This is a genomic window from Micromonospora sagamiensis (genome assembly GCF_014680085.1).
Classification (GTDB): domain Bacteria; phylum Actinomycetota; class Actinomycetes; order Mycobacteriales; family Micromonosporaceae; genus Micromonospora; species Micromonospora inyonensis.
In genome coordinates this window covers 3,303,283-3,315,732 of record NZ_AP023438.1, presented here as the reverse complement: position 1 = coordinate 3,315,732, position 12,450 = coordinate 3,303,283, and the positions used below count along the sequence as shown (strand labels likewise).

At 74.0% G+C, this 12,450-nt stretch carries 8 protein-coding genes; 2 read left to right on the top strand and 6 right to left on the bottom strand.

Translation table 11 applies throughout. The features are described 5' to 3' along the window. Positions 1-227: 227 nt before the first annotated feature. Entirely contained in the window at positions 228-2,318 is a 2,091-nt protein-coding gene (locus tag IGA62_RS14565) for a SpoIIE family protein phosphatase (RefSeq protein ID WP_145820812.1), read from the top strand. A 100-nt stretch (positions 2,319-2,418) separates the two neighbouring features. On the opposite strand, the gene IGA62_RS14560 is transcribed toward IGA62_RS14565, so the two are convergent. After that, positions 2,419-3,951, bottom strand: a complete 1,533-nt coding sequence (locus tag IGA62_RS14560; protein ID WP_145820814.1) for an FAD-binding protein — start codon at positions 3,949-3,951, stop codon at positions 2,419-2,421. Positions 3,952-4,044: 93 nt separating this feature from the next. On the opposite strand from IGA62_RS14560, the gene IGA62_RS14555 reads away from it, so the two are divergent. Continuing rightward, positions 4,045-6,144 (top strand): S9 family peptidase, encoded by a 2,100-nt coding sequence (locus IGA62_RS14555; RefSeq protein ID WP_145820817.1) that lies wholly within the window; start codon positions 4,045-4,047, stop codon positions 6,142-6,144. Positions 6,145-6,399: 255 nt separating this feature from the next. Here IGA62_RS14555 and IGA62_RS14550 read toward each other — a convergent pair whose 3' ends face one another. The 5 genes from IGA62_RS14550 to IGA62_RS14530 form a co-directional block, all read right to left on the bottom strand. Next, the gene (locus tag IGA62_RS14550; protein ID WP_145820819.1) at positions 6,400-7,356 is read right to left on the bottom strand and encodes a threonine ammonia-lyase; all 957 of its coding nucleotides are present in this window, start codon (positions 7,354-7,356) and stop codon (positions 6,400-6,402) included. Positions 7,357-7,419: 63 nt separating this feature from the next. Then, a complete protein-coding gene (locus IGA62_RS14545; protein ID WP_145820821.1) occupies positions 7,420-9,570 on the bottom strand; it encodes a bifunctional polysaccharide deacetylase/glycosyltransferase family 2 protein in 2,151 nt (716 codons plus the stop codon). A gap of 4 nt (positions 9,571-9,574) precedes the next feature. Further along, positions 9,575-9,997 carry a hypothetical protein gene (locus tag IGA62_RS14540; protein ID WP_145820824.1) on the bottom strand — a complete coding sequence of 141 codons (423 nt, stop codon included), beginning with the start codon at positions 9,995-9,997 and terminating at the stop codon, positions 9,575-9,577. A gap of 219 nt (positions 9,998-10,216) precedes the next feature. After that, on the bottom strand, positions 10,217-10,789 hold the full coding sequence (locus tag IGA62_RS14535; RefSeq protein ID WP_145820826.1) for a TIGR03086 family metal-binding protein: 573 nt from the start codon (positions 10,787-10,789) through the stop codon (positions 10,217-10,219). A 122-nt stretch (positions 10,790-10,911) separates the two neighbouring features. After that, the gene (locus IGA62_RS14530) at positions 10,912-12,450 is read right to left on the bottom strand and encodes a SpoIIE family protein phosphatase (RefSeq protein ID WP_145822224.1); all 1,539 of its coding nucleotides are present in this window, start codon (positions 12,448-12,450) and stop codon (positions 10,912-10,914) included.

The window sequence follows — 12,450 nt, the reverse complement described above, 5'->3', positions numbered from 1 at the left end:
CTCAGCTCGGGGGCCTCCAGGCTCGTGCCGGCCATCCCATCATTGTGCCCGTACCAGGGCTGCGCATCCCCGCGCCGCACCCGGGCGCTCCCGCCCGTCGATACGTCACCGCAGATCGCCCGGGACGGGCCGGGCCGGAGTGACGCGCGGGGCGGACGACGCGCCCGGGGTGAGACCGGGGGTCGACCCGCTTGGCTTGCCGGCAAACGGGAGGGGAGGATACGAGGGTGGCAGCGGAGGCGGGGCCGACGACGGCCGGTGGCCCGGACGAGCACGTCCGGCGGGTCCGGCTGCCCGCCGACCGCCGAACACCCGCCACCGCCCGGGCCGTCGTCCGGTCGGTGCTCGCCGAGGCACGCCTGGAGGAGCTGCTCAACGAGGCGCTCCTGCTGACCACCGAACTCTCCACCAACGCGGTCGAGCACGCCCGTACCGAGCTGGACATCGAGGTGGTCGCGGACCAGGTGGGCCTGAGCGTGATGGTCTCCGACTACGCGCCGGGGCCGGTGGACGAGCTGACCGTCGGGGTGCGCAACGACTCGGCGGACATCGCCGAGGTCGCCGAGCGGGGCCGGGGCCTGCTCCTGGTCGACCACTTCGCGAGCTGCTGGGGGACGACCTACCTCCCCTCCGGAAAGGGCGTCTGGTTCCGGCTGGACCGCCCGGACGGCACCCCGCCACGCCGGGACGCGCTCGCCGAGGGCCGCCGGCTCTCCCCCTGCACGGCGGTGGGAGACGTCGACGGCAACCCGGCGGCGACCACCGGGCCGAGCGCAGCCGCCATGAGCGAGCTGATGCAGACCCGTCCCGACCCGTACGCCGACGACCCGCTCCCCGACTTCGCCACCGACCTGCTCGCGCGGCTCGCCACGATGGTGGGAGCCACCGGTGGGCTGGTCCGGCTGGACCGGGGCGACGGGCAGGGCACCCAGGTGCTGGCCCGGTACGGTCGGCCGCCCCGCACCGACAGCGAGCTGCTCCGGGTGCCGCTGGCGGTGCAGCGGCCGTACTCCGGCGAGTTGGAGCTGGACGCGGTCCCCTCGGCGTACGCGCGCCCGCTGGCCGCGTTGACCGCCGAGCGGCTCTCCCTGTACCTGGAGAACGACCGGCTGCGGCGGGCCGACATCCGCCGGCAGGCCTGGCTGACCTTCCTGGCCGAGGCGAGCGAACTGCTCGCCCAGTCCCTCGACGTCGAGTTGACCATGGCGCTCGTCCCGCAGCTCGTGGTCCCCCGCCTCGGGCAGTGGTGCGCGGTGCACATCGCCGACGAATGGGGGCGGCTCAACCTGGCGGCGGCGAGCCATGCCGACGAGTCCGTCCTGCCGCAGCTGCACGAGGTGCTCCGGGAGACCGGCGCGGAGTCGATCCAGGCCCGGCTGCGCGAGGCGATCCGGATCGGCTCGCAGGTGCCGCTCAACGGGTTGATGGAGGGGTTCGCGGTGCCCCTGGTCGCCCGGGGGCAGCGGCTCGGCACCCTCGCGGTGGGCCGGCACCAACGCCACCGGCACGACCCGGACGAGGTCGCGGTGCTGGAGGACGTGGCCCGGCGGGCCGCGCTGGCGATCGAGAACGCCCGCATCCACGCCGAGCGACGCCGCGTGGCGCAGACCCTGCAACAGTCGCTGCTGCCACCGGTGCTGCCGGTGGTCGAGGGCATCGGCTTCGCCGCCGAGTACGTCCCGACCGGCGACGACGCCGAGGTCGGCGGCGACTTCTACGACGTGCTGCCGTTGCCGGACGGCCGCTGGCTGGTGGTGATCGGGGACGTCTCCGGCAAGGGTGTCCAGGCGGCTGCGGTGACCGGGCTGGTCCGCGACGTGATCCGGGTGCTGGTCGGGGACGGCAAGCCGCTGCCGGAGGCGCTGACCCGCCTCAACGAGACCCTCGTCGAGCGGGGCGGGGGGCGGTACTGCACGCTCGCGCTGGCGGCGGTCGGGCCGGGTGAGGGCAACCAGCTCGACGTGTCGCTGCACCTCGCCGGCCACGACCGGCCGGTACTGCTGCGCAGCGCGGACGGGGCGTCCTTCGTCGGCACCGGCGGGACCGCGCTCGGCCTGCTCGACACGATCACCTCGCCGACGTCGGTGATCCCGCTCGACCCCGGCGACGCGCTGATCTTCTACACGGACGGCGTGACCGAACGGCGCCGCGGCCGGGAACTCTTCGGCCCGGACCGGCTACGGGAGGCCGCCGCCCCGCTCGCCGGCTACTCGGCGGACGTGGTCGCCGCCCGACTGCGTTCCACCGCGATCAACTTCTCCGCCGAGCCGCCCCGGGACGACATCGCCGTGCTGGTCATCCGGAACGACGCGGTCTGAGCGTTCGCCTCGCCACCGCTTGGCACCACGCGCCTCTGTCGCTGCGTGCAGGACTGTCACGCGAGTCGTTGGGTGCGGGGCTGCCCTCGGCCGACGAACGTCACAGTCCGCCGGGGAGGCGGCCCGGGGCGAGCCGGTGGTGCGGGTCGAGGTGTTGCTTGGCCGCGCGTAGCCGGGGCAGGACGGGCAGGTCACCCCAGAGGTCGACACCATGCCGGACGGCTGGCGGCGCGGCCAGCACCACGCAGCGACCCTCCCGGGCCAGGAGCACCTGCCGGACCGCAGCCAGGATCGAGGCCACCCGCTCCACGGGTGTGCCGCCGGGCAGCACCGCGTGGGCCACGCCGAGTCCGACCGAGCCGCGAACCGGCACCGGGGTGCCCATCGCGTCCCGCAGCGCGTAGATGGCGGCGTGCAGGTCGGTGAGGGGTACGTCGACCCGGAGCGCGATGTCGTCCGGGCGGAACGGGTAGTGCCGCCACCACTCGGGCGGGGAGTCGGCGACGGTGGCCCCCTCGCCGAGCAGTTCGACCAGGCGGCGGGTCCGCTCGGCCACGTCGGCCGGGCCTCCCTCCAGGAGCATCACCAGGTCACCGGCGGCGGGTGGGGCGGATCTGCCGGACCTCGCGATCGGGCCGGACCGCCCCGAGCCGGCCGGGTGGGCGGCCCGTCCGGAACCGGCCGGGTGGGCGGCCCGGGCCGAGCCCGCCGGATGGCCCGACCAGGCAGGGCCGCCGACGGGGGCACGTGGCGCCGGAGGCCGGCGCACGGCGGGCAGGTCCAGCTCGATCGCGGCCGGCCGCAGCCCGGCGGCCAGCACGTCGCGGATCAGCTCGTGCACCTCCAGCGGCGTCCAGACCGGCCGGGTGACCCAGGCACGCCGGGGTGGCAGGGGCTGGACGCGCAGGGTGGCCGAGACGAGCACGCCGAGCCCGCCGTGCGAGCCGCAGAGCAACCGGGCCAGTTCCGGGCCGGACGCGCCACCGCTGGCCTCGACCAGTTCCCCGTCGGCGGTGAGGTAGCGCAGGTCGACGAGCTGGTCGCCCGGAGTGCCGTACCGCAGGCGCAGCGGACCGCCCTCGTCGGCGGCGAGCACACCGCCGACGGTCGCACCGGGCGAGGGTGCGTCCAGTGCCAGGCGGCGTCCCGTCCGCTCCAGCGCCGCCTGCACGGCGCGCAACGGGGTGCCCGCACCGATCTCGACCACCGACCCGGACGCGCCGGCCCGGCGGTGCCGGCCCCCGAGGGGCCCGGCGGGGGTCGCCGGGGTGCCTCCGACGGGCCCGGGTCGGGCGGAACCGGTCGACCCGTGCCAGCCGGCGTCGGTCGGGTGACGGATGCCGGCGAGCCGGCCGGTGTCGAGCATGATGTCCACCCGCTCCGGGACGGCACCCCAATCGATCTTGGTGCCGGCGCCCCGGGGCACGACGGTCAGATCGTGCGCGGCGGCCAGCCGCAGCACCTCGGCGGCGGCGCGGGCGTCACCCGGCACCGCAACCCAGCCGGCCAGCCGACCGGCGACCTCGTCGGCCGGGCCGGCGGGACGGGTGAAGGACGGACCGCAGATCTCGACGAGCCGACGGGTGATGTCGGTCGAACCGGAACGGTGGGTCGAACGCAGGGATCCCGACATGGCGGTAATCGTACATGTGTACGAACAGCCGTGGGTCGAAACCGGGCATCGGCGTGTACCCGGTCGCGGCTTCCCGGCCGGTAACGTGACGACGTGACCACCGAGACCCCCGCCGCACCCGTCGCCAAGCGCGTCCCCACCGAGCGTGTCCACCACGGTGACACCGCGGTCGACGAGTACGCCTGGCTCGCCGACAAGGACGCCCCGGAGACCATCGCCCACCTGACCGCCGAGAACAGCTACACCGAGGCGCGCACAGCCCACCTGGCCGACCTGCGCGCCACCCTGTTCGAGGAGACCCGGCGGCGCACCCAGGAGACCGACCTGTCGGTGCCCGCCCGCAAGGGCGGTTACTGGTACTACAGCCGCAGCGTCGAGGGCCAGCAGTACGGCATCCAGTGCCGCCGCCCGGTCCGCGACGGGGAGACCGAGCCGCCGGTCAGCGTCGACGGCGCGCCCCTGGACGGGGAGGAGGTGCTGCTCGACGGCAACCAGCTCGCCGAGGGGCACGACTTCTTCTCGCTCGGCGCGTACGACGTCAGCCCCGACGGGCGCTGGCTGGCGTACTCGACGGACTTCGCCGGCGACGAGCGGTACACCCTGCGGGTCAAGGATCTCCAGACCGGTGAGGTGCTCGCCGACGAGGTGCCCGACACCTTCTACGGCACCGCCTGGTCCGCCGACGCCGCCGTCCTCTTCTACGTCACCGTCGACGAGTCGTGGCGGCCGTACCGGGTGTGGCGGCACACCGTCGGCACCCCGGCCAGCGAGGACGTCGTCGTCCACGAGGAGCCGGACGAGCGGTTCTGGGTGGGCGTCGAGCTGACCCGCTCCGAGCGGTTCATCCTGATCGACATCCACAGCAAGATCACCAGCGAGGTACGGGTCATCCCGGCCGGCAACCCGACCGGTGAACCCGCCATCATCGCCCCGCGCCGGCAGGGCGTCGAGTACTCCGTCGAGCACCACGGGCACCGCTTCCTGATCCTGCACAACGACGGCGCGGAGGACTTCGCGCTGGCGTACACCTCGGCGGACGCCCCCGGCGACTGGGTGCCGATGATCGAACACGCTCCCGGCACGCGGCTGGAGTCGGTCGACGCCTTCGCCGACCACCTGGTCATCTCGCTGCGCACCAACGGGCTCACCGGCCTGCGGGTGATCACCGACGGCAGCACCGACTGGTACGACATCGACTTCCCGGAACCGCTCTACAGCGTCGGCCTCGACGCCAACCCGGATTACCGCACCGGGCGGATCCGGTTCCGCTACAGCTCGCTGGTCAGCCCCGATTCGGTCTACGACTTCGACCTGGTCACCCGCGAGATGATCCTGCGCAAGCGGAAGCCGGTGCTGCCCGGCCCGGACGGGCGGGAGTACGACCCGGCCGAGTACGAGCAGCACCGCGACTGGGCGCTCGCCGACGACGGCACCCGCATCCCGATCTCGCTGGTCTGCCGGGCCGGCACCCCGAGGGACGGCTCCGCCCCATGCCTCGTCTACGGCTACGGCTCGTACGAGGCGAGCATCGACCCGTGGTTCTCCATTCCCCGGCTCTCCCTGCTGGACCGGGGCGTGGTGTTCGCGGTGGCGCACGTCCGGGGCGGCGGTGAGCTGGGCCGGCGCTGGTACGAAGAGGGCAAGCTGCTGGCCAAGAAGAACACCTTCACCGACTTCGTGGCCTGCGCCCGGCACCTGGTCAAGGCGGGCTGGACGGCCCCGGACCGACTGGTCGCCCGGGGCGCGTCCGCCGGTGGCCTGCTGATGGGCGCGGTGGCGAACCTCGCCCCGGATGCCTTCGTCGGCATCGTCGCGCAGGTGCCCTTCGTGGACGCGCTCACCAGCATCCTCGATCCGTCGCTGCCGCTGACCGTCACCGAGTGGGAGGAGTGGGGCAACCCGCTGGCCGACCCGGAGGTGTACGCGTACATGAAGTCGTACACCCCGTACGAGAACGTCGCGCCCGTCGACTACCCGGCGATCCTCGCGGTGACCAGCCTCAACGACACCCGGGTCCTCTACCACGAGCCGGCCAAGTGGATCGCCCGGCTGCGCGCGGTCGCCCCGCAGGGCGACTACCTGCTCAAGACCGAGATGGGCGCCGGGCACGGCGGCCCGAGCGGTCGGTACGACGCCTGGAAGGAAGAGGCGTTCGTCAACGCCTGGATCCTCGACCGGCTCGGCCGCCGCTGACCCGCCCGCAGCCGGGTGGGTAGCAGCACTGTGGTGGTAGCAGTACGCCTGTGGTGGTAGCAGTAGGCCTTTGCTGGTAGCAGTACGCCTTTGCTGGTAGCAGGGGTCCCTTGTTACCGCTTTTTGAGGAACAGGGGTCCCCTGCTACCACCCGGCGAGGGCGGCTGCTACCACCCGGCAAGGGCGCCGCTACCACCCGGCGAGGGCGCCGCTACCACCCGGCGAGGGCGCCGCACCGTCCGGTACGGGTGGCTGCTACCGCCCCGGCGGGGCGGACAGGGCGGCGGTGAGCACGGCCGGGTCGACGTTGCCGCCGCTGACCACCGCCACGGTACGACCGGTCGGCAGCTCGTCGGCGTGGAACAGCCGGGCGGCGAGCGCCACCGCGCCGCTCGGCTCGGCCACCAGCCGGGCGTCCCGGGCCAGCCGCCCCATCGCCGCCCGGATCTCGTCCTCGGTGACGGTGAGGATGCCGTCGAGACGGGCCCGCAGGTGGGCGAAGGTCAGCGGGGACAGCGGCAGCCGTAGCCCGTCGGCGCAGGTCCGGTAGGTGCGTGCCTCGCCCCAGACCACCACCTCGCCCGCCGCGAGCGAGTCCCGCGCCTCGGCGGCCAGCGCCGGCTCCACCCCGACCACCACGGCGGACGGGCGCAGCGCCCGCACCGCCGTGGCGACCCCGGAGGCGAGCCCGCCCCCGCCCACCGGCACCAGTACCACGTCCACGTCGGGCAGATCCTCGACGATCTCCAGCCCGACCGTGCCCTGGCCGGCGATGATCCGCCGATCGTCGAAGGGCGGCACCAGCACCGCGCCGGTCGCGGCGGCGATCCGGTCGGCCTCGGCACTCCGCCGTTCCCGGGGCACCAGCACCACCTCGGCGCCGTACGCCCGCATCTGGTCGACCTTGACGGTGGGTGCGCCCTCCGGCACCACCACCGTGCAGGGGACTCCGGCCGCCCGGGCGGCGTACGCGAGAGCCTGGCCGTGGTTGCCGGAGGAGTGGGTGACCACACCGCACGCCCGACGGGCCGGGTCGAGGCAGGCCACCGCGTGGGCCGCGCCACGCAGCTTGAACGAGCCGACCGGTTGCAGGCTCTCCGGTTTCAGCCACAACCGGTCGTCCCACCGCGTGGGCAGCAACGGGGTACGCAGCACGGTCGACGCGACCGCGCGGGCGGCGGCACGGATGTCGGCGAGCGAGACCAGGTCCATCCCGCCATCCTGCCCGCCCGCCGCGCCCCCGTCAGCGACCGGACGGAACGATCCGCACCGGCGTCAGCGGCCCGGCGGGGCCACTCCGACCAGTGCCGCCGCCTCCCCGGTCCGGACCATCCGCTGCCACCGCAGCCGGTTGCCGACCAGGGCGGTGACCGTCGACTGCACCACCACCAGGTACATCAACTGTCGGTAGACGAGTTGCTGGAACGGCAGGGCCCAGATCGGCCCGTACCGCTCCCCGTCGAGTCGCAGGGCGTACGCGGCGGTGAACGCCTGGAGCAGCAACAGCCCCACCCAGGCCAGGACGAGCGACGACCAGGGCAGGAAGAGCAGGCCGTAGACGGCGAAGACGTCGACCGCCGGCGCGGTGAGCGGCAACACGATCTGGAACACCGCCAGGTACGGCAGCCCGCGCCGGCCCAGCTTCCCACCGGCACCGGCACCGACGGCGGTACGCCCGCCCGCCGCCGGCTCGCGCAACGCGTGCCGGTGCTTCCACATCGCCTGCATCGTGCCGTAGCACCAGCGGTAGCGCTGCCGCCACAGTTGCCGCAGCGACGAGGGTGCCTCGGTCCAGGCGATGGCCCGCTCCTCGTACACCACCCGCCAGCCGGCCCGCAGCACCTTCATGGTCAGGTCGGTGTCCTCGGCCAGGGTGTCCGACGGAACGCCACCGACGGTGAGCAGAACCTCACGGCGGAACGCACCGATCGCCCCGGGGATCGTCGGCATGCACTCCAGCACGTCGTACATCCGGCGGTCGAGGTTGAAGCCGATGACGTACTCCAGGTGCTGCCACCGCCCGAGCAACCGCCGACGGTTCGCGACCTTGGTGTTCCCGGAGATGGCCCCCACGGTCGGGTCGGCGAACCCCTGCACCAGCCGGTGCACCGTGTCCGGCTGGAAGACGGTGTCCCCGTCCACCAGCACCAGCAGGTTGGCCCGCGCGGCCCGGATGCCGGTGTTCAGCGCGGCCGGCTTGCCCGCGTTCGCCTGCCGGATCACGCGTACGCCACGCAACCGCATCCGCTCGACGATGTCGGCGGTGCCGTCGCTGGAGCCGTCGTCGACCACGATCACCTCCAGCGCCGGGTAGGCACTGGCCACCAGGGACCGCACGGTCGCGGCGATGTTCGCGGCCTCGTTGTACGCCGGCACGATCACCGACACCGGGACGTCGACCACCCGACGTGGACCGCGCGGCCGGCGGACCCGACGGACGTGGATCTGGGCGCAGACCACCTGCACGGCCAGCCGTCCGACACCGAGCACCAGGGCGACGGCCAGCAGCACGTTCATCGCGCCGGCGACCCAGCCCGCGCCGCTCTGGGTCCAGCGCAACGCCGTACCGCCGAGTCGGGAGTCGATGGCCGCGGGGACGGTGGAGGCTGGCGCCCCGATGCCCGCCGAGACGGTGGTGAAGCGGTATCCCTGCCCGGTCAGGGCGGGGATCAGGGTGTCCAGCGCCGCGAGGGTCTGGCTCCGGTCGCCGCCGCCGTCGTGCATCAGCACCACCGCGCCCCGGCCCCGTTCGGGCGTGGCCGCGGCCACGATCTCCGGTACGCCCGGACGCTGCCAGTCCTTCGTGTCCCGGTCGGCGAGTACGGCCACATGGCCGGTTCCGGCGGCCTCCCGGAGCGCGGCGTACTCGGGTGCGGTCAACGCGGCGGGCTGCGAGGAGAAGGGCGGTCGGAACAGCGTCACCTCCTGGCCGGTGACCCCGGCGATCGCCTTACGGGTCAGCGACAGCTCCAGGTCCCGCCGCCAGCCGGGTACGGCGGCCAGGTCGGCGTGGGTGTAGGTGTGCGAGCCGACCTCGTGCCCTTCGGCGAGCATCCGCCGGACCAGTTCCGGGTGCTCGTTCACCCGCGCCCCGACGACGAAGAAGGTGGCCCGTGCGCCGTGCCGCTTGAGCAGGTCGAGAACCTTCGGGGTCCACTCCGGGTCCGGGCCGTCGTCGAAGGTCAGCGCGACGGTCCGTTCCGGCATGGCCCGGGTGACCGGTTCGGGCTGGTCCAGTCTCAGCACCGGGCCTGCGGAGGTGACCTCCTCGGGGGCCGGCCCGGCGACGCCGTCCGCCCGCCCCGAACCGCCGGAGACCCCGGTGACCAGACCGTGGAAGCTCAGCGCCGCGAGCAGCACCAGCAGGCCGAGCAGGAGCAGTACCCAGTGTGCCCGCGGGTCGGGGCGGGCGGCGTGTCGGGACATCGCGTCACCCCGGCCGACCGGGGGACCGGCCCGGCTTGGCGGTCCGCCGCTCGTCGCCCTGTCCCGGCCGCTCGCTGCCGGTCACCTGCGGGCCGGTCCTGTCGGACGGCGCCGTGGTGGGGGTCGCCCCCGTCGGTGTCGGGCGGACCGGGGCGGTGCTGGTCACCGGCGACGGCCGGGACGACACGGTGGGCGAGGCGCCGAGATCGCCCGCCCCGTCGACGCCGGCCTCGATCGGCTTCCGGTGCTGGTTGTCGGACCAGCCCGGCAGCGGTACGGACGAGCTGGTGAAGAGGCCGGCGGCGATCAGACCGAGGCTGGCGAGCAGCCCCAGGCCCAGTCCTGTGCCGGCGAGGATACTGAGGCGGCGGCGCCGTCCGGTCCGGTCCACGAACACCGGCGGCGCGCCGCCCGGCTGGGTGTGCATCTGCCTCACGTCTCCCGCTGCCAGCGCACGGCGACCACGGTCGCCGGCTCGGGCCCGCTTCCCCGGGCCTTCCGCGCCAACAGCGGCGCACTCCCCCACCGTGTTACATGCTTCAGGCACATTTCAGGCAGCGGGTGCGCGCCACCGCCGCCCCGGCCCCGCGCCAGGGCGGCGGGGCGGTCAGCCCAACGGCGTCCAGGCCGGGCGGCGGGACGTTCATCAGCCCACCGGTGTCCAGGCCGGGTCGCGACCGGTGAGGCAGAGCAGACGGGCGAGGTCGTCGCCGGTGTCGACGGGCTCCACCGCCGCGCCGAACACGCCCCGCTCGCGGGCCGTCGGTGCGAGTCGGGCGGCCAGGTCGAGCAGCTCGGCGACCACCGCCGGATCGGCCCGGTACGGCTGGCCGGTCGACCGGGCCAGGTCCCACCCGTGCACGGTCAGGTCGAGCAGCAGCATGCCGCCGACGACCTCCTGCGGCATGCCCATCCCCGGGGACACCCCCTCCAGGGCGGACGGCTCGGACCAGGCCCGGATGACGAGTTCGACCTCGTCTGCGAACCGGTCCCGCCAGTCGCCGGTGAGGAAGTCCGGCTGCTCCGACCAGTCCACAGGACGTCGCTCGGCCAGCCCCTGGAAGTTGACCACCACCTGGAACAGGTGGCCGAGCAGGTCGCGTACGGCGTACTCCTGGCACGGGGTGGGCCGGTCGAGTTGGTCGTCGGTGATGCCCCGGACCACGGCCACGGTCTGCGGGGCGGTGGCCGTCAGCAAGTCACTGGTCTTCGTCGCCATGCGCGCAGCGTACGAGGGTGGTTCTCCCCTCCTCCGCGCCAGGCGGTAGGAAGGGCCCCCTGCACGACACATTGCGGTAACAGGGGTCCCCTGCTACCACCACACGCCACCAGAGCGCAGCCTCAGTGACGGCGGAGGGCGAGCACGGCGACGTCGTCGTGGATCTCCGAGGGGGCGAGTTCGCGCAGCAGGCGGGCGCAGAAGGCGTCCAGGTCCGACTCGACCCGGTTGGCGAGGGCGGCCAGGGCGGCCAGCCCCTCGTCGATGGTCGCGTCCCGCCGTTCGATCAACCCGTCGGTGTAGAGCACCAGCGTCGCCCCGGGTGGCACCACGAACTCCAGGTCCGGCGGTCGGGCCGCCCGGACCCCGAGCAGCGGGGCGGAGTGCTGGAGGAACTCGACCCGTCCGTCCACGGTGAGCAGCGGCGGCAGGTGGCCGGCGCTGGCCATCCGGACCTGGCCGGTGACCGGGTCCAGCAGCAGCACGCAGATGGTGGCCAGCTCGTGCGGGAGCAGTCGCCGCATCAGCTCGTTGACCCGGTGCAGGATCTCCCCCGGCTGGTGCCCCTCGACCGCGTACGCGCGGACCGCGTGGCGCAACTCCGCCATCACCGTGGCCGCGTGCAGGGAGTGCCCGGCGACGTCGCCGATCGCCATCAGCAGGTGCCCGTCGAGCATCACCAGCTCGTAGAAGTCGCCGCCCACCTCGGTCTGCGCACTCGCCGGCTCGTACCGCACGGCGAGGTCCAGGCCGTTGATCGTCGGGATCCGGCGCGGCAGCAGGCTGCGCTGGAGGGTGACCGCGATGCGGTGCTCCTGGTCGTAGGAGCGCTGCGCCTCCACGGCCGCCGCCACCGCCTGGGCGAGTTGCACCAGCACCGGCATGCCCGGGACCTGCACCCCGGCCGGCACGACCACGTAGAGCGGGGCGCGGTCCTCCCTCAGCCGGGCCGCGGCGACCGCCAACCGGTCGTCGGCGGGCCAGTCGGTCAGGTTCCAGGCGGACGGCTCGTCGACACGTACCGTCGTGCCGGTCGGCACACCGGTGTCGTCCACCGTCCACGGGACGACGCCACCCGCCTGACCGGGACCGGGGCAGACCCCGGCCAGGCAGTCCCCGTCGAAGGTCTCGGCCACCACCGCGGCGGGGGTACGGAAGATCTCCGCCGCGCCGACGGCCGCCTCCTCCAGCAGACGGGCGAAGGTCGGTGCGGCGTGCACCGCCACGGTGGTCTCGGCCAGCCGGGCGAGCCGCTCGGCGAAGAGTTCGGCCCGTCTGCGGGCCCGGTAGTAGCGCAGCACCGCGTGGGCGGTGGCAACCAGTTCGTCCGGTTCGATCGGCTCGGCCAGGTACGCGTCCGCGCCCCGGGTCAGGCCCTGCGCCCGGTCGACCACGTCGACGGCGTGCGCGGAGACGTGGATGACCGGCAGGGCGGGATGGCTGGCCTTGATCCGTTCACAGACCTCGAAGCCGCTCAGGTCGGGTAGGCGCACGTCGAGCACCACCAGTTCGACCGGGTCGACACCGACCCGTTTCAGCGCCTCCGCGCCGGTCTCCGCCTCCAGCACCTCGAAGCCGGCCCGGGTCAGCCAGCTCACCAGCAGGTAGCGTTTGGTGCGGCTGTCGTCGACCACCAGCACCGTCGCCGGACCGCCCTCCAT